The 16,940-nt window shown below is 75.0% G+C and carries 17 protein-coding genes; 10 read left to right on the plus strand and 7 right to left on the minus strand.

From position 1 onward, the window contains the following. Nucleotides 1–14: 14 nt before the first annotated feature. Nucleotides 15–1,475, minus strand: coding sequence for an ArnT family glycosyltransferase (locus tag ACYVI6_RS02115; protein ID WP_460444784.1), 1,461 nt, complete (start codon nucleotides 1,473–1,475; stop codon nucleotides 15–17). A gap of 44 nt (nucleotides 1,476–1,519) precedes the next feature. Between ACYVI6_RS02115 and ACYVI6_RS02120 the strand changes: the two genes are divergently transcribed. Then, on the plus strand, nucleotides 1,520–2,317 hold the full coding sequence (locus tag ACYVI6_RS02120; protein WP_460444785.1) for a dienelactone hydrolase family protein: 798 nt from the start codon (nucleotides 1,520–1,522) through the stop codon (nucleotides 2,315–2,317). Nucleotides 2,318–2,436: 119 nt separating this feature from the next. Here ACYVI6_RS02120 and ACYVI6_RS02125 read toward each other — a convergent pair whose 3' ends face one another. From ACYVI6_RS02125 to ACYVI6_RS02135, 3 genes are all read right to left on the minus strand, one after another. Beyond that, nucleotides 2,437–3,516, minus strand: a complete 1,080-nt coding sequence (locus tag ACYVI6_RS02125; RefSeq protein WP_460444786.1) for a PP2C family protein-serine/threonine phosphatase — start codon at nucleotides 3,514–3,516, stop codon at nucleotides 2,437–2,439. A 64-nt stretch (nucleotides 3,517–3,580) separates the two neighbouring features. Further along, a complete protein-coding gene (locus ACYVI6_RS02130) occupies nucleotides 3,581–4,069 on the minus strand; it encodes an RrF2 family transcriptional regulator (protein ID WP_460444787.1) in 489 nt (162 codons plus the stop codon). A 35-nt stretch (nucleotides 4,070–4,104) separates the two neighbouring features. After that, a complete protein-coding gene (locus tag ACYVI6_RS02135) occupies nucleotides 4,105–4,884 on the minus strand; it encodes an SDR family oxidoreductase (RefSeq protein ID WP_460444788.1) in 780 nt (259 codons plus the stop codon). 112 nt (nucleotides 4,885–4,996) lie between these two features. Here ACYVI6_RS02135 and ACYVI6_RS02140 point away from each other — a divergent pair, with 112 nt between their 5' ends. Beyond that, a complete protein-coding gene (locus ACYVI6_RS02140) occupies nucleotides 4,997–6,310 on the plus strand; it encodes an NAD(P)/FAD-dependent oxidoreductase (RefSeq protein ID WP_460444789.1) in 1,314 nt (437 codons plus the stop codon). Continuing rightward, nucleotides 6,307–7,716 (plus strand): cytochrome b, encoded by a 1,410-nt coding sequence (locus tag ACYVI6_RS02145; RefSeq protein WP_460444790.1) that lies wholly within the window; start codon nucleotides 6,307–6,309, stop codon nucleotides 7,714–7,716. Before ACYVI6_RS02140 ends, ACYVI6_RS02145 begins: the two co-directional genes overlap by 4 nt. Here ACYVI6_RS02145 and ACYVI6_RS02150 read toward each other — a convergent pair. After that, on the minus strand, nucleotides 7,602–8,762 hold the full coding sequence (locus ACYVI6_RS02150) for an N-acetylglucosamine-6-phosphate deacetylase (protein ID WP_460444791.1): 1,161 nt from the start codon (nucleotides 8,760–8,762) through the stop codon (nucleotides 7,602–7,604). The two genes, ACYVI6_RS02145 and ACYVI6_RS02150, sit on opposite strands and share 115 nt — an antisense overlap. Further along, nucleotides 8,759–9,703, minus strand: a complete 945-nt coding sequence (locus ACYVI6_RS02155; protein ID WP_460444792.1) for an ROK family protein — start codon at nucleotides 9,701–9,703, stop codon at nucleotides 8,759–8,761. Before ACYVI6_RS02155 ends, ACYVI6_RS02150 begins: the two co-directional genes overlap by 4 nt. Before the next feature lie 171 nt (nucleotides 9,704–9,874). On the opposite strand from ACYVI6_RS02155, the gene ACYVI6_RS02160 reads away from it, so the two are divergent. The 4 genes from ACYVI6_RS02160 to ACYVI6_RS02175 all read left to right on the plus strand — a co-directional run bounded on the left by ACYVI6_RS02160 (nucleotide 9,875) and on the right by ACYVI6_RS02175 (nucleotide 14,382). Continuing rightward, complete coding sequence (locus ACYVI6_RS02160; protein WP_460444793.1) at nucleotides 9,875–11,155, plus strand: extracellular solute-binding protein; 1,281 nt, start codon at nucleotides 9,875–9,877, stop codon at nucleotides 11,153–11,155. Between the two features lie 95 nt (nucleotides 11,156–11,250). Next, on the plus strand, nucleotides 11,251–12,090 hold the full coding sequence (locus ACYVI6_RS02165) for a carbohydrate ABC transporter permease (protein ID WP_460444794.1): 840 nt from the start codon (nucleotides 11,251–11,253) through the stop codon (nucleotides 12,088–12,090). A gap of 1 nt (nucleotide 12,091) precedes the next feature. After that, nucleotides 12,092–12,991 (plus strand): carbohydrate ABC transporter permease, encoded by a 900-nt coding sequence (locus ACYVI6_RS02170; RefSeq protein ID WP_460444795.1) that lies wholly within the window; start codon nucleotides 12,092–12,094, stop codon nucleotides 12,989–12,991. 74 nt (nucleotides 12,992–13,065) lie between these two features. Next, nucleotides 13,066–14,382, plus strand: a complete 1,317-nt coding sequence (locus ACYVI6_RS02175) for a hypothetical protein (RefSeq protein WP_460444796.1) — start codon at nucleotides 13,066–13,068, stop codon at nucleotides 14,380–14,382. A 16-nt stretch (nucleotides 14,383–14,398) separates the two neighbouring features. Here ACYVI6_RS02175 and ACYVI6_RS02180 read toward each other — a convergent pair whose 3' ends face one another. Continuing rightward, the gene (locus ACYVI6_RS02180) at nucleotides 14,399–15,079 is read right to left on the minus strand and encodes a CAP domain-containing protein (protein WP_460444797.1); all 681 of its coding nucleotides are present in this window, start codon (nucleotides 15,077–15,079) and stop codon (nucleotides 14,399–14,401) included. A gap of 146 nt (nucleotides 15,080–15,225) precedes the next feature. On the opposite strand from ACYVI6_RS02180, the gene ACYVI6_RS02185 reads away from it, so the two are divergent. The 3 genes from ACYVI6_RS02185 to ACYVI6_RS02195 all read left to right on the plus strand — a co-directional run. Further along, the gene (locus ACYVI6_RS02185) at nucleotides 15,226–16,086 is read left to right on the plus strand and encodes an Fpg/Nei family DNA glycosylase (RefSeq protein ID WP_460444798.1); all 861 of its coding nucleotides are present in this window, start codon (nucleotides 15,226–15,228) and stop codon (nucleotides 16,084–16,086) included. A 9-nt stretch (nucleotides 16,087–16,095) separates the two neighbouring features. Next, complete coding sequence (locus tag ACYVI6_RS02190) at nucleotides 16,096–16,419, plus strand: rhodanese-like domain-containing protein (protein WP_460444799.1); 324 nt, start codon at nucleotides 16,096–16,098, stop codon at nucleotides 16,417–16,419. A gap of 2 nt (nucleotides 16,420–16,421) precedes the next feature. Next, the coding region (locus tag ACYVI6_RS02195) for a sulfurtransferase (protein WP_460444800.1) at nucleotides 16,422–16,940 on the plus strand (519 nt) is incomplete at its 3' end.

Consider the following 16,940-nt stretch of genomic DNA (forward strand, 5'->3'; position numbering starts at 1 on the left):
CCGCCATCCTGTGCTCAGGCCGACAGGCGCACCAGTCGGGGCCAGGCACTCGCCCAGCCGCCGCGAGGACCGGTGCACACGCTCACCACGGCGCCGTCCTCGTCGTCGTCGACACCGGTGCGGACGACGCCGACCGGGCGGCAGCCGGCGAGCGCGGCCTCCAGGCGGGGCTGCGCCTGCGGCGGTGCGATCGCGACCACCGGCCCGTCGGACGTCGGCGGGCCCCACAGCCCGTAGCCGTTGTGCCCGCTGTGCGCCGCCGGCAGGTCGTACCGCCGGCCGAAGAAGTCGATCGCGCCGGCCTCGCCCGCGTTCCACGCCACGACCGACGCGCGTCCTCGTTCGCCGGCCGGCAGGGTGTCGCGCGCGGCGGCGACGGCCCGGACGACGCGTGGCCAGCCGATCGTCTCTCGGCCGTCCTCGACCACCGACGGCCAGAAGGTCGCCGCGTAGACCCGCTGCGGCAGCACCGGCAGCACCGACGGCAGCACGGGCAGGACGCCGACGAGCAGCCAGGCCGGCAGCGCCCACCAGCGACGACGGGCGGGCTCCGCGGCGACGACCCCGGCGGCGAGCAGCGCCGGGAACAGGCCGACCAGGTAGTAGCCCTTGCCGGCAGCGGCGAGCACGACCGCGAGCGACGTCAGCCAGGCGACCGCTACCGGGCGCGCCCAGCCCCACGCCTCGCGGCGCAGCAGCCGCCACAGGCCGCGGCCCCAGACGAGCACGGCGGTCGGGCTGATGGCGACCGCGAGGAACGCCAGGGCCTCGACCCGCGCGCCCGCCCCGCCGTACTCGTCCTGGATGTCGGCGGCGAGGTGCAGCTGGGGCCACCCGTTCGCCGCCTGCCACGCCAGGTTCGGGAGCCAGAGCAGCGCGGCGAGCCCGCCCGCGGCCAGCACCCACCGCCACGGCAGCCGCCGGCGCGCGTCGGGCACCACGAGCAGCCCGACGGTCAGCGCCGCGAGCAGCAGCACCAACAGCGACTTGTTCTGCAGGCCGACCCCGGCGACCGCACCGACCAGCAACCAGCCGCGGCGCCAGCCCAGACGCAGGGCCCGCAGCACGAGCCAGACCACCGTCGCCCAGGCGAGCACGTCGAGCGTCGTCGTCGACAGCTCGTGCCCGACCACCAGGAACGTCGAGCCGCAGCTGACCGAGAACGCCGAGACCGTGCGGGCCCAGGCACCGCCACCCAGCTCGGCCGCAGTCGCCGCCGTCACGAGGCACAGCAGCCCGGTGGCCAGCGCCGAGGGCACGTGCAGCGCCCACACCGAGTGCGGGTGCAGCGCCTGCGTCGCCGCCGCCAGCAGTGGGCGGAGCGGCGGCTGGTCGGGGTAGCCCCAGGCGGGGTGCCGGCCGGCCGCGACGAAGTACAGCTCGTCGCGGTGCGGTCCGTACCGCCCGCCCAGCGCGAGCAGCACCAGCGTCGTCGCAGCCGCCACCAGCTGCGCCCCGCGCCACGGCGTCCGCACGCGGTGATGATGTCAGCCGCACGCACCCGTGGGAGGGTTCGCGGATGGGCGACGGCGACGCGACGACCGGCTGGCACGAGACGTCGTTCACCGCGGTGGGGCTCACGCACCCGGTGCTGCGCAAGGGGTCCGGGCCGGGCGTCGTGCTCGTGCCCGAGATCCCCGGGGCCACCCCCGAGGTGCTGCGGCTCGGCGAGGTGCTGGTCGAGCACGGCTTCCGGGTGGCGGTGCCGTCGCTGTTCGGCACGCCGGGGCGCCCGGTGAGCGGCGGGTACGCGGCCGCCTCGCTCGCGCGGGTGTGCGTCTCGAGCGAGTTCGCGGCGTTCGCCCGGCGCCGCGCGCGGCCGGTCGCCGAGTACCTGCGCGCGCTCGCCCGGCAGCTGCACGCGGAGGCCGGCGGTCCCGGCGTCGGCGTCATCGGCATGTGCTTCACGGGCGGGTTCGCGATCGCCGCCGCCGTCGAGCCGGCCGTGCTGGCGCCGGTCGCCAGCCAGCCCTCGGTGCCGTTCCCGGTCAGCGCCCGGCACCGCGCCGACCTCGGCGTCTCGGACGGCGAGCGCGACGCCGTCGCGGCGCGGGTGCGCGACGAGGGGCTCTGCCTGCTGGGTCTGCGGTTCAGCGCCGACTCCGCCTCGCCGGCCACCCGGTTCGAGGCGCTGCAGGCCAGGTTCGGCGACGGGTTCCGCGTGATCGAGCTCGACTCGTCGCCGGGCAACCCGAACGGGTTCGCCCGCAGCAGCCACGCCGTGCTGACCCACGAGACCGTCGACCGGCCCGGGCCGGCGCACGACGCCCGCGAGCAGGTGCTGGCGTTCCTGGCCGAGCGGCTGCAGGCCGGCTGACCCGACGGCTCCGTGTGGCGCGCGCACCGTTCGATGGGCGTGCACGCCACGGGAACGGTGCGGCAGCCGACTTCACGTGGCGCGCGACACCGGGGCGGGCGCGGGTCAGGGGGCGGGGCTCAGGCGCGGTGCGGGTGCGCGCGCAGGGCGAGCACCGCGACGTCGTCCGGCGGACGGCGGGTGACCAGGCCGGCGAACACGGTGTCGAGCAGCAGGTCGACGGGGACGGCGGACCGCCCGGCCAGGTGCCCGGCGAGGGTCTCGATGCCGTCGTCGATGTCGGCGCCGGCGCGCTCGACCAGGCCGTCGGTGTAGAGCAGCAGGGTCGAGCCGACCGGCAGCGGCGCCACGTGGTCGGTGCGGCGGGTCGCGGGGTCGAGACCGAGCAGCGGCTCGGCGTCGGTGAGCAGCCGCTCGACCCGGCCGTCCGGGCGCAGCAGCAGCGGCGGCGGGTGCCCGGCGTTGCACCAGCGCACCTGCCGCGCGTCGGGCTCGGCGGGGTCGGGCAGCTCGACGCGCAGCACCACCAGCGTCGCCAGCACGTCGAGGCCGAGCGCGGCGACCGCGCGGTCGAGGCGCTGCACCTGCGCCGCGGGGGGCTCGTCGTGGTCGACGACGAACCCGCGCAGGATCGAGCGCAGCTGCCCCATCGACGCCGCGGCGCTGATGCTGTGGCCGGTGACGTCGCCGATCACCACGGTCGTGGCGCCGTCCGGGCTGATCACGCCGTCGTACCAGTCGCCGCCCACCTGGTCGCCGGCCGTCGCCGTCACGTAGCGGCTGCGCAGCTCGAGGTGGTCGGGCTGCGGCAGCTCGGTCAGCATCGCGCCCTGCAGGATGCGTGCGGTGGCCCGGCGGTCGCGCAGCTGGTGCATCGACCGCATGCGGGTGTCGGCTGCAGCCAGGGCGATCACCGTGCCCAGCACCACGACCGTCGTGCGGATGGCGCCCGCACCGGCCGGCACGTCGTCGAGCCACGACAGCAGCACGCCGAGCACCACCCCGACCAGCCCCACCAGCGACACGTTCCGCCGGGTGCCGCCGACCGCCGTCAGCGCGGGGGCCAGCGCCAGGGTGCCGGTCAGGTTGGTGCGCGACGGGTCGTGCGTCAGCCGCCCGGCCACCAGGTCGACCACGACCAGCAGCGCCTGCACGGCGAGGCCGACGAGCAGCCACCTGCGGCGCACCGGCTGGTCCATCGGGCAACCCTGTCGCCCGGTGCTGCCGCGAGCAAGGAGGCTGCGCCGTCCGGGTGACGCCCGGTCAGCGCGCGGGTGCGTCGCTGCGCAGCCAGCGGGCGACGCCCTCGAGCGTGCCGGGTCCGCTCGTGCGCTCCAACCCGTCGGCGAGGTCGGCGATGCTCGTGGCGGCCAGCGCGTCGCGCCAGGCCCGTTCGGCGGCGTGCATCGCCTGGGCCACCCCGCACGGCCGTGTGCACGCCTCGGGCGGGGCCGCCAAGGGCCCGCACTGGCGGATCTCCGTGCACCGGAAGGCTGGCTCGCGGCCCTCGAGCGCCTGCACGACGTCCAGCAGGGTGACGTCGGCGGCGGCGTGGGTCAGCTGGTAGCCGCCGTCGCGACCCTCGACCGAGCGGACGATGCCGGCCCTCGTGAGGCTCTGCAGGTGCTTGGCCAGGTACGTCCGCGAGACGCCGTGCAGGTCGGCGAGCCGTGCGGACGGCACCGGTCCGTCCGCACGGCTCATCGCGACGCAGCAGTGCACCGCCCACTCGACGCCCGCCGTCATCTTCACGGTCTGATCCTAAGTGGGTGGCGGCGTGTCCGAGTTCAGCGCCCGGTCGCGGCGGTCGGCTGCCCGGCGAGCCACTCGGCGAAGGTCGGCCCGGCGAGCAGCGCGTCCGCGCCGGGCAGCAGCACGCCGCCGTCGACCGCCTCGCCGGCCGGGACGTCGACCACCCGCACGTCGTCACCGCGGGTCGCCGCGTACGCCGCGGACAGCCGCGGCAGGAGCTCGACGCGGGGGCCGGCCACCTCGAGGTCGCCGGGGTGGCGCCCCTCGGCGACCTCGAGCAGCAGCTGCACGAGCGCGGGCACGGCGATCGGCTGGATGCGCAGCGCCGGTACCTGCGAGGTGCCCGGGCCGGCGGCGTCGCGCCCCCAGCCCAGGGCCTGCCGGGCCATGTCGTGGAACTGCGCCGAGCGCACCACCTGGACGCCCGGAGCGTGCTCGTGGACGGTGCGCTCCTGCGCGAGCTTCGCCCCGTAGTAGCCGTCGAAGCCGGTGCCGGCGGCCTCGGCGACGACCCGGTCGACGCCGATGATCGACAGCACCACCGTGCGCGTCACGCCTGCGGCCGTGGCGGCGCGCCCGACGTTCTCGGCGGCGGTCGTGAAGAACCGGGTGGCGTCCGGTCCGTCGAGGCTCGGGCTCTGCACGAGGTCGACGACGACCTCGGCGCCGGCCAGCGCCTCCGTCAGGCCGTCGGGCCGGAGCACGTCGGTGCCGTGCTCGCGGGAGAGGCCGGTGACCGTGTGGCCGGCCGCGCGGGCGAGCTCGACGAGCTGGGCCCCCACGAGGCCGGTCGATCCGATGACGGCGAGATGCACGGGTGTTCCTCCTTGACTCGGATACGTCTGATCCGAGTACGGTAGCAGCAACTCGGACAACCTGTGTCCGACTCAAGAGGCGCTGCTGGACGGCGTCGGGACGGAGGTCGCAGTGCCGAGGATCCTGGTCGTCGGAGGCGGGTACGCGGGGTTCTACGCCGCCTGGCACCTCGAGCGGCGGCTGCGACCGCACGAGGCGGACGTCGTCGTGGTCGACCCGCGGCCGTACATGACGTACCAGCCGTTCCTGCCCGAGGTGGCGGGCGCGTCGCTCGAGGCCCGGTACGCCGCGGTCTCGCTGCGCCGGCACCTGCGGCGCAGCAGCGTCGTCGCCGGCGAGGTCACCCGTCTCGATCACGCCGGCAGGACGGCGCACGTCCGCCTGCCCGGCGGCGACGAGCTGTCCATCGGCTACCACCAGGTGGTCGTCACGGCCGGCGCGATCACCCGCACCCTGCCGGTGCCCGGCATCGCCGAGTCCGCGATCGGCCTGAAGCACGTCGAGGAGGCCGTGGCCGTCCGCGACCGCCTGCTCACGGCGTTCGACGAGGCCGCGCAGCTGCCACCCGGCCCGCGCCGACAGCGCCTGCTGTCGGTGACCGTCGTCGGGGGCGGCTTCACCGGTGTGGAGCTCTTCGGTGAGCTGCTGTCGCTGAGCGCCGCGCTGCTGCGGCACTACCCCGAGATCCGCCCCGACGAGCTCGACCTGCGGCTCGTCGAGGCGAGCGGCCGCATCCTGCCGGAGGTGTCGGACCGCCCGGGGGCCAGGGTGGTGCGCTCGCTGGAGCGCCGCGGGGGACGCGTGCTGCTGCACACCACCGTCGACGACGCCGAGGGGGGGCACATCGTGCTGTCGGACGGCGACCGCTACGAGTCCGAGCTCGTCGTCTGGACGGCCGGCAACGCCGCCAACCCGGTGGTGCGCAACCACACCGACCTGCCCGTGACCGACCGGGGGCTGCTCGTCGTCCGCGCCGACCTGCGGGTCGGCACGCCCGGGCACGCCGTCCCGGACGCCTGGGGGGCCGGTGACGACGCGGCGGTGCCGGACCTCGCGGTGGGTTCGGGCGCCTACACCGTCGCGAACGCGCAGCACGCGGTCCGGCAGGGGAAGCACCTGGCCCGCAACATCGCCGCGGCCCTGCGCGGACGGCGCGTGCGCGACTACCGGCACCGCAACCTGGGCGTGGTGGCCACCCTCGGCCTCGGCCACGGGGTCTTCGAGTCCGGGCCGTTCGTGGTGCACGGCCTGCTGGCCTGGCTGATGCACCGCGGCTACCACCTGCTCGCCGTGCCCAGCTGGGAGCGCAAGGTGCGCGTGCTGGCCAACTGGCTGCCCGCGCTGCTGTTCGGCCGCGACATCGTGTCGCTCGCGTCGGTGCAGCACCCCCGCGACGCGTTCGTCGAGAGCGGCGCGGCGCGGTGACCAGCCGACGGCCAGCCGCGCCCAGCGGGTCGACCGGGTCGACCGGCTGGTCCGCGGTCTTCGGGGTGATGAGCGCCGGGTGCTTCGCGGTGCTGCTCCTGACCGGGGTGGTGCTGATGGTCTGGTACGAGCCGTCGAGCGCCACCGTGCGGTACCGCGGCAGCTACCTGCCGCTGCGCGACGTCGAGGTGTCGCGGGCCTTCAACTCGGTGCTGCACCTGTCGCTCGAGGTTCGCGGCGGCCTGCTGGTGCGGCAGGCGCACCACTGGGCCGCGCTGCTGCTGCCGGCGACCCTGACGCTCAAGCTGCTGACCAAGTACTTCACCGGCACGTTCCGGCGTCCGCGGCGGCTGCGCTGGGTGCTGCTGCTCGGCTGCCTGCTGCTGGCGCTGACCGCCGGCTGGAGCGGCTACGCGCTGCCCGACGACGCGCTGTCGGGCACCGGGCTGCGGATCGTCGAGGGCGTCGTCCTGGGCATCCCGCTCGTCGGCACCCGGCTGGCGTGGCTCGGCTTCGGCGGGGAGCTCCCAGGCGACGTCGTGCCCCGGCTGCACGTCGTGCACCTGGCGGTCTCGGCGCTGCTGCTGGTGCCCGCGGCGCTGTGGTGGCGGGTGGCCCGGCCGCGACCGGTCGCGCTGGTGCGGGCCGCCGGGCTGGCGCTGGTCACCGCCGGCGTCGTCGTGGTGATGGCGGCCACCGCCACGGTGAGCCCGGTCTGGGGCTACGGACCGGCGTCGACGAGCGACGCCTTCGCCGACAGCCAGCCCGACTGGTACACCGCCTTCCTCGACGGCGCGCTGCGGCTGTGCCCGGGGTGGGAGGTCGAGTGGCTCGGCCGCACCTGGACCCTCGCGGTGCTGCTGCCGCTGCTGCTGGTCGGCCTCGCCGTGACGGCGGTCGCGGCTGCCCCGCTGCTGGTGTCGCGGCTCACCGGCGACCACGCCGAGCACCTGCGGCCGCATCGCCCGCGCGACGCACCGACCCGCACCGCCGTCGGCGCGGCCGGCCTCACCGGCTACCTGGTGCTCTGGAGCGCGGCCGGCGCCGACCTGATGGCGACGCACTTCGGGCTGGCGCTCGAGGACGTCGTGCGCACCCTGCGGGTGCTGCTGCTCGTCGCTCCGCCTGCCGCCTTCGCCGTGACCCGCAGCGCGGCGCGGGTGCTGCGCGAGCAGGACGCCGACCTGCTGGCCCACGGGGTCGAGACCGGGCGCCTCGTGCGGCTGCCGGACGGCGGGTTCGTCGAGATCCACCAGCCGGTCGATCCGGCCACCCGCCGGCGGCTCACCGTTCAGTCGAGCGGCACCACCCAGGTGCCCGCCCGCAGCACGCCGAGCGGCTCGAGCCTCCGCCCGGCGACGAGCACGTCGGCGCGGCGTCCGGCGGCGAGCACGCCGAGGTCGTGACGGCCGAGCACCGACGCGGGGGTGGCGCTCGCGGCGGTGACGACGTCGGCGAGCGGCAGGCCGACGTCGAGCACCAGCCGGCGGACGACGTCGAGCAGCCGGGTGGTGCCCCCGGCGATGGAGCCGCCGTCTGCCAGCCGGGCGGTGCCGTCCTGCACCTCGACGTCGAGCGTCCCCAGCCGGTAGGTGCCGTCGTGGTGGCCGGTGGCCGCCATGGCGTCGGTGACCAGAGCGACCGCGCCGGGTCCGACGAGGTCGAGCACGGCGCGCACGCTGGCGTCGTCGAGGTGCACGCCGTCGGCGATCAGCTCGACCACCGCCTCGCCCCGGCCGGCGGCGGCCAGCGCTGCGGCGACCGGGCCGGCGTCGCGGTGGTGCCAGGGCCGCATGCCGTTGAACAGGTGCGTCACCAGGGCCCGCCGGCCGGACGCCGCGACCTGCCGCAGCAGGCGGGTGGCGGTCGGCTCGTCGGCGTCGGTGTGCCCGAGCGCGGGCAGCGCGACCGCGTCGAGCAGCAGCTCCTCGGCCAGCTCGGCACCCGGCCGCTCGGGTGCCAGCGTCGCGGTCGCCACCCGGCCGCCCCCGGCGTCCAGCCACTCGCGCAGCTCTGCGACGTCGGGGTCGCGCAGCAGGGCGGGGTCGTGGGCGCCGCGGCGGGCGAGGCTGAGGTATGGCCCCTCGAGGTGGACGCCCTCGACCGGCGACCCGAGGTGGGCAGCCGCGCTCACCGCCTCGGTGGTCGCCTCGCGCGCCTGGCTGACCAGGCTGGTCAGCAGCGAGGTCGTGCCGTGCGCCAGGTGGTGGGCGGCGGCCGCGGCGCTGCGGCCCGCGTCGCCCTCGGCGAAGTCGCCGCCCACGGCACCGTGGCAGTGCAGGTCGACGAGGCCGGGCAGCACGGTGGCGCCGGCGGGCACCGGGTCGGGATGCAGCGCGGGGTCGGCGCCGGCGGCCGGGCCGGCGTGCACCAGGAGCTCGCCGTCCCACGCGACCACGGCGTCCGGCACGAGCACGCCGTCGAGCACGGCCGGGCCGCGCAGCGCGGTCACCGGCTGCCGACCTGCGGCAGGTGCAGGTGCTCGGCCTCGGCCGCCACCAGCGCCGCACCCACCACGCCACCTCGGGCACCGAGACCGGCCACCACCAGCTCGGGCACGACGTGGATGCTGGCCCGCTCGTGCATCGCCCGCGCCAGCGGGTCGAGCAGCGTCGCGCCGGCGTTCGACAGGCCGCCGCCGACGACGACGCGGCTGCTGCCGAGCAGCGCGACGGCGTCGAGCAGCCCGTCGGCAAGGCACTCGACGGCGTGCTGCCACACCGCCACCGCGTCGGCGTCGTGCGGCAGCAGCGCGACCACGCCGGCCGCACCGTCGACCACCCGCCCGGTGCGCTCGGCGTACGCCGCGGCGATCGCGGACGCCGACGCCTCGGCCTCGAGGCAGCCGCTGCGCCCGCACCCGCAGGCGCGGCCGCCGGGCCGGACGACGACGTGCCCGAGCTCGCCGGCCTGCCCGCGGCCGCCGGTCACCGGGCGCCCGGCCACCACGACGGCGGCCGCGATGCCGGTGCCGATGGCCACCACGAGCAGGTCGTCGACGCCGCGCCCGGCGCCCAGCCGGTGCTCGGCGAGCCCTGCCGCGGTGACGTCGTGCACCAGCGCCACCGGCAGGTCGAGCGCATCGGCCACGGGCTGGGCGACGGGTGCGTCGCGCCAGCCGAGGTTGGCGCTGTAGCGGGCCACGCCGCTGGGGGCGTCGACGATGCCGGGCACCGCGAGGCCGAGCCGCACCGGCCGGCCCCACCGCGAGGCCGCCACCAGCTCGTGGCCGGCGTCGATCGCGGCGGCGAGCGCGCCGGGGCCGTCGCCGGTGGGGGTGGCGCGCGTGGTCTCCAGCAACGGCGTGCCGTCGAGGGTCGCGAGCACGGCCTTGACCCCCGTGCCGCCGACGTCGATCGCGAGCACGAGTCCGGCGTCCGAGGCGGCCTGCACCCGCCGAGTGTGTCGTCGCACGGGGCGGCGGGGCAACACGGCGGCCGAATTCGTCCGGTGGGTGAACAAATCATGGCCGCAACCCCTTGACGCGCTCTCGCGCCGCAAGGACAGTGATCGACCAGTGCACCGATGCACGTCAGGTCGTCGTCTCGAGCTGGAGGTCTGCCCGTGCCTCACCCCGTCCACCGCGGCACCGCGCGTCGCGTCTCGCTCGCCGGGGTCGCCGCCCTGGCGACGCTGTCGCTGGCCGCCTGCGGCTTCGGCGGTTCCGACAGCAGCAGCGGCGGTGACGCCTCCGCCGGGGGGTCGACCACGCTGAACCTGCTCGTGCCGTCGTACAGCGACGCCACGAAGGCCAACTGGCAGAAGGTGATCGACGGGTTCCAGGCCAAGAACTCGAACGTGAAGGTCGCGCTCGAGGTGCAGTCCTGGGACAACATCAACGACGTCGTGCGCACCAAGGTGCAGTCCGGCAAGGCGCCCGACGTGCTGAACATCGACGCGTTCGCGGGCTTCGCCGGCGACGACCTGCTCTACAAGGCGGAGGACGTCGCCTCGCCGCAGACGATCAGCGACTTCCAGGACTCGTTCAAGCAGAACGCGTCGATCGACGGCACGATGCAGGCGTTCCCCTTCATCGCCTCCAGCCGGGCGTTGTTCTACAACAAGAAATTGCTGCAGCAGGCCGGGGTCGGCGCACCGCCGAAGACGTGGGACGAGCTGCTCGCCGACGCCAAGAAGGTGAACGCGCTCGGTGGCGGCGTCTACGGCTACGGCATGCCGCTGGGCAACGAGGAGGCGCAGGCCGAGACGTCGATCTGGACGTTCGGGAACGGCGGCTCGTGGACCGACGGCTCGAAGGTCACCGTCGACACGCCGCAGAACCTCGAGGCCGTGCAGTTCATGCAGAAGATGGTGCAGGAGAAGGCGACCCAGCCGAACCCGGGCGCCAGCGACCGCACCCCGATGCTCAACGTGTTCATCCAGGGCAAGATCGCGATGGCCGTCGGCCTGCCGCCGACCGTCGGGCAGATCAAGGAGAAGAACCCCGACCTGGACTACGGCATCGCGCCGATCCCGACCAAGAGCGGCGAGCCGGTCACCCTCGGGGTCGCCGACCACCTCATGGCGTTCAAGAACGACGGCAAGAAGCAGACGGCGATCAAGGCGTTCGTCGACTACTTCTTCAGCAAGGACGTCTACTCGGAGTGGGTGAAGGCGGAGGGCTTCCTGCCCACCACCAAGAGCGGCGCCGAGGTGCTGTCGTCGAACCCCGACCTCAAGACGTTCCTCGACACGCTGCCCAGCGCGAAGTTCTACCCGAGCACGAACACCGCGTGGTCGGCGACGCAGGGTGCGATCCAGTCGCTCGTCGGGCAGGTCGCCCAGGGCAAGAGCCCGGCGTCCGTGCTGCAGGCCGTGCAGAAGAAGGCGGACGCCGCGTCGTGACGACCGCCCCGGCGCCCGCGCGACGGCCCCTCCACCAGGGCCGTCGCGCGGGCTCACCGGCACCGTGGCGCGCCACGGCGTCCGCGCTGCCGTGGTTGCTGCCGGCCCTGGTGCTGGTGCTCGCGATCGTCGTGTTCCCCGCGCTCTACATGGTCTGGGTCTCGACCCGGAGGGTGTCGGAGTTCGGCGTCGACCGCGGCTCGGCCGGGCTCGACAACTACCGGCAGGTGCTCGACTTCGAGGCCATCGGGCACGTGCTGCTGAACACCGTCGTGTGGGTGGTCGGCGTCGTCACCGTCACGGTGCTGATCTCGCTGGCGCTCGCGCAGCTGCTGCACCAGGCGTTCCCCGGACGCCGGCTGGTGCGGCTCGCCGTCATCGTGCCGTGGGCGGCGAGCGTGGTGATGACGTCGACGATCTTCGTCTACGGCCTCGACCCGTTCTACGGCGTGATGAACCGGCTGCTGGTCGACCTGCACGTGCTGCGCGAGCCGTACGGCTTCACGCAGCGGCCGGTGTCGGCGTTCCTCGTCGCCATGGGGATCGCGATCTTCGTGTCGCTGCCGTTCACCACCTACACGGTGCTGGCCGGGCTCGCGGCGGTGCCCGACGAGGTGCTCGAGGCCGCGCAGGTCGACGGCGCCTCGCGCTGGCAGGCCTACCGCCAGGTGGTGCTGCCGCTGCTGCGGCCGGCGATCGCCGTCAGCTCGATCATCAACATCATCAACGTGTTCAACTCGCTGCCCATCCTGCGCACGATCACCGGCAGCCTGCCCGGGTACGACGCCGACACCACCACGACGCTCACCTTCAAGTTCATCCAGGCCGACCGGCAGATCGGCACGGCCAGCGCCCTGTCGGTCGTGAACTTCGCGCTCGTGCTGGTGGTCATCGGCGTCTACCTGCGGGTCGTCCGGCCGATGCGGGAGGACTGACGTGACCACCACGACCGCCCCCGCGCCGCAGGTGCCTGCCGACCGGGTGACCTCGCCGCGCCGCCGTCCGCGGGGCCGGGCGCGACGCCGCTGGCCGCTCACCGTCGTCGGCGCCGTGGTGGGGCTGCTGTTCCTCGCGCCCTACCTGGTGATGCTCGTCGGGTCGTTCAAGAGCCGCGCCGAGATCCTCGGCGTCCCCCCGACGTACCTGCCGCGCAGCTGGCACCCGGGCAACTACCTGTCGATGTGGTCGACGCCCGAGACGCCGCTGCCGTACAACCTGGTCTCGACGCTCGTCATCGCGATCACCGCCACGCTGCTCGTGCTCGGCGTCGCCCTGCCCGCGGCGTACTACACCGCCCGGCACCGGTTCCCTGGACGGCTGGCGTTCCTGGTGCTCGTGCTGAGCACCCAGATGCTGCAGCCGACGGTGCTGGCGGCCGGGCTGTTCCGCGAGTTCGTCGTCATCGGCATCGACGACACCTGGGCCGCGATGATCCTGGTGAACGCCGCCTTCAACCTGTCGTTCGCCGTCTGGATCATGCACTCGTTCTTCGCCGGCGTGCCGAAGGAGATCGAGGAGGCGGCGACCCTCGACGGCGCCAGCCGGCTGCAGACGCTGCGACGGGTCACCCTGCCGCTGGTGTGGCCCGGCGTGGTGACGGCGATCATCTTCACCTTCGTGGCCTGCTGGAACGAGTTCGCGGCGAGCCTCGTCATCCTGACGACGGACGCCAACCAGCCGCTCTCGGTGGCGCTCACCAAGTTCGTCGGCCAGTACGACTCCGCCTGGCAGTACGTGTTCGGCGTCAGCGTCGTCGGCATCGTGCCCGTGGTGGTGCTCTTCGCCCTCATCGAGCGGCGGCTGGTGGCCGGCCTCACCGCCGGCGGGGTGAAGTAGGGCTCGCGCCGTCGGCGGCGGGTGCGAGGATCGACGCGGCAGCGGCGGGCGCTGCGTCGGTGGGAGGTGGGCAGGTGGTCGACGTCGTCGGCACGGCCCCGCACCCCGCGCCGCCCGCGCCGTCCGACCGGCGACCCCGCCCGCACGGGCGCGCCGGCGAGCTCGTCCACCGCGTGTGGGACCGGTTCCTCGCCCGGCCCGCCTGGGTGCAGGTGCTGCTGCTCTACGCGGTGAGCCGGGTGGTCGCCGGCGTGCTGATCCAGCTGGCGGCCGTCTGGTTCCAGAACCCCGCCGGCGTGCAGGACCTGCACCCCGACTACCTCGACATGGTGACGATCTGGGACGGCGACTGGTACCGCCAGATCGCGACCCAGGGCTACCCGCCGAGCCTGCCGCACGCGGCCCAGGGCGACGTCGACTACAACAGCTGGGCGTTCTTCCCGGTCTTCCCGATGCTGGTGCGGGTGGTCGGCCTGACCGGCCTGCCGTTCTCGGTCGCCGCGTCGGTCGTGAACCTGCTGGCCGGCGCCGGTGCGGTGCTGCTGCTGCGACAGCTCTTCGCCTGGCGGCTGTCGGGCGCCGAGCACCGCGAGCACGACCGCCTCGCCGTGCTGGCCACCGGCATCTGGTGCGTGCTGCCCACGGCTCCGGTGCTGCAGATCGCCTACAGCGAGGCGGTGGCCGCCCTCCTGCTCGCCGGCACCCTCCTGCTGCTGCTGCGCCGCCGGTACCTGTGGGCCGTGCCGCTCGTGCTGCTGCTCGGCCTGACCCGGGCGATCGCCGCGCCCCTGGCCGTCGTGGTGCTGTGGCACGCGGTGGTGCGCTGGCGCGCACGGCACGACGACCCGCTGCGGCTCGGGGAGCGGGCCGGGCTGCTGGTGCTCGGTGCCGCGACCGGCGTGTCGGCGCTGCTGTGGCCGGCGATCGTCGGCTGGCGCACCGGCGTGCCGACCGCGTTCTTCCAGACCCAGGCCGCCTGGGGGCAGAAGCCCACCGACGGGCCGTTCCTGCCCTGGATCAGCTGGGCGTGGGACCGGCTCGGCGTGGTCGGGGTGCTGCTGCTGCTCGGTGTCGTCGTGGCCGGCCTGCACCAGCTGTCGAGCCGGCACACGGCCTGGCTGGCCGGCGAGCTGCGGCTCTTCGGCGTGGCCTACCCGGTCTACCTGCTGTCGGTGGTGCGGCCGATCACCAGCATGTGGCGCTTCCTGCTGCTCGACCTGCCGATCGCGGCCGCGCTGGCCAGCGCCGCCGTCCGCGGGCCGCTCGGTCGCACCCTCAGCCCGCGGTGGCGCTGGCGGGTGGCCGGTGCGGCGCTGCTGGCGCTCGCGGCGATGGCGGTGTGGGTCGCGGTGCTGCTGACCCGGACGCCGTGGGCGGACTCGCCGCCCTGACCCGATCCGGTGGGCGTCAGAAGTGCATCTTGGTGCGGGTGATCCGGTTCAGGTTGCCGGTCGCCTTGAGGTGGTGGGCGTGCTGCCACTCCTTCAGCCGCGAGCGGGTCACCGGGCCGAAGTAGCCGGTCGGGTGCACGTGGAGGATGCGCTGCAGGCGCTTCACGGACGCGCCGCGGCTGCCCAGGTGCAGCGTCTTCGTGCTCGTGGACGGCTTCTTCGCGGCCGGCGCGGGCTTGCGGAAGACCTCGGCGACCCAGGTGCGGCCGCCGCCGAACGCCACGCCGATGCCGACCTGCGTGTAGTCCTTGCTGAGGATGTTGGCGCGGTGGCCGGGCGAGTGCATGAACGCCGAGTGCAGCCCGGCTTCGCTGCCGCCCACGCCGACGTTCTCGCCGACGACGCGGAAGCTGCCGACGTCCTGCACCAGCTGCGGGTTGTGCTTCAGCTCCGCGCGCTTCGCCATCCGGCGGGCCCAGGTCTGCGCGACGTCGGTGAGGTGCGCGTTCGTCGTCAGCGCCTTGCGGTCGTGGGCGTGCCGGCTCGCGTTGATGCTCGACACGAACTTCGACTCGTACGCCCGGGCGCTGGGCGCCGCGCTGGCGGACGTCGCACCGAGGCCGATCAGCGTCGAGGCCGAGACGGCGACGGCGGCGACGAGACCGGCGAGCCGGCGGGCGGTGGTGGGACGGTGCACGAGAGGCCTCCGGAGAGCAGGTACGGAGCGGCTGACCACAGACCATCGGGGCCAGGTGACTAGTCACTGATCCGCCGAACGGGTGATGGCAGGTAGTCACCTGGTCCTCGGGCGCGGTGTCGGTGGGCGGTGCCACACTGGCGCGCGTGCCGGAGCTGCCCGAGGTCGAGGGGCTGGCCGCCTTCCTGCGGGAGCGCGCGGTCGGCCGGGTCGTGGCGCGCGTCGACGTCGCCTCGATCAACGTGCTGAAGACCTTCGACCCGCCGCCGACGTCGCTCGCCGGGCTCGAGGTGACCGGCGCCGACCGGCACGGCAAGTGGCTCGACCTCGACGTCAGCGGCCTGCACCTGGTGTTCCACCTGTCGAAGGCCGGGTGGCTGCGCTGGTCCGACGAGCTGCGCGAGACGCCGCTGAAGCCGGGCAAGGGGCCGATCGCGCTGCGGGTCGCCCTCGACGACGGCTCGGGGTTCGACCTCACCGAGGCCGGCACGAAGAAGCGGCTCGCCGTCCACGTCGTGCGCGACGCGACCCAGGTGCCGCAGATCGCCTCGCTCGGCCCCGACCCGCTCGACCCGTCGTTCGACCGCGCCGCGTTCGGGGCGCTGCTGGCCGGTCGGCGGATGCAGGTCAAGGGGCTGCTGCGCGACCAGTCGGTGCTGTCGGGCGTCGGCAACGCCTACTCCGACGAGGCGCTGCACGCGGCGAAGATGTCGCCGTTCGCCATCGCCGGCTCGCTCGACGAGGCGCGGGTCGACGAGCTGTACGCCGCCCTGCAGCAGGTGCTGCGCGACGCCGTCGCCGGCGCCGCCGGCAAGCCGGCGATCGAGCTGAAGGACGCCAAGCGGTCGGGCATGCGGGTGCACGGTCGCACCGGCCAGGCCTGCCCGGTGTGCGGCGACGTCGTGCGCGAGGTGAGCTTCGCCGACTCCGCGCTGCAGTACTGCGCCACCTGCCAGACCGGCGGCAAGCCGCTGGCCGACCGCCGCATGTCGCGGCTGCTCAAGTAGGTTCTGCGCATGAGCGACGTGCCCGAGACCTCGGTCGACGACCTGCCCGCCGACGCCGTGCTGCTCGACGTGCGCGAGGACGACGAGTGGGAGGCCGGCCACGTCGAGGGCGCCACGCACGTGCCGCTCGGCGAGGTGCCCGGCCGGCTGGCCGAGCTGCCCGAGGGCGACCCGCTCTACGTGGTCTGCCGCTCTGGCAACCGCTCGGGCCGGGCCGTGGCGTGGCTGAACGCCCAGGGCCTCGAGACGGTGAACGTCGCCGGCGGCATGCGGGCCTGGGCAGCGGCCGGCAAGCCGATGACCGCCGACTCCGGCCGGCCGACCGTCATCTAGGCGTGCCCCTGCCCCCGGTGGTCACCGCCGCGTGGTGGCGCGCGCACGCCGGTGACGTGGTCACGGCCGACGTGCGCTGGTACCTCGGGCAGGGCCCTGGCGCCGGCCGCCGTGCGTACGACGAGGGCCACCTGCCCGGCGCCGTGTTCGTCGACCTCGACACCGTGCTCGCCGCACCTGCGGACACCGCCACCGGGCGGCACCCGCTGCCCGACCCGGAGTCCTTCGCCGCAGCGCTCGGGGCGCTGGGCATCGGCGACGACCACCCGGTGGTCGCGTACGACGACGCGGGCGGCGCGACGGCGGCCCGGCTGGTGTGGATGCTGCGCGCCGTCGGCCACGACGCCGCGCTGCTCGACGGCGGGCTGGCGGCGGCGCTCGCCGAGCCGGGTGCGGCGCTCGAGACCGTGACCGTGCCCCGACCGACCGCGGTGACCCTGCCCCGCCCCTGGCCGGCCGACCGGCTGGCCGGGCTCGACGGCGCCCGGGCCGCCGTGCCGCTGCCGCTCGACGCCCACCCG

The sequence above is a fragment of the Angustibacter aerolatus genome (assembly GCF_054776675.1).

Coding starts and splice junctions, on each gene's coding strand:
- ACYVI6_RS02120 (WP_460444785.1), top strand. CDS start 1,520: ATGGGCGACGGCGACGCGACGACCGGCTGGCACGAGACGTCGTTCACC.
- ACYVI6_RS02125 (WP_460444786.1), bottom strand. CDS start 3,516: ATGGACCAGCCGGTGCGCCGCAGGTGGCTGCTCGTCGGCCTCGCCGTG.
- ACYVI6_RS02190 (WP_460444799.1), top strand. CDS start 16,096: ATGAGCGACGTGCCCGAGACCTCGGTCGACGACCTGCCCGCCGACGCC.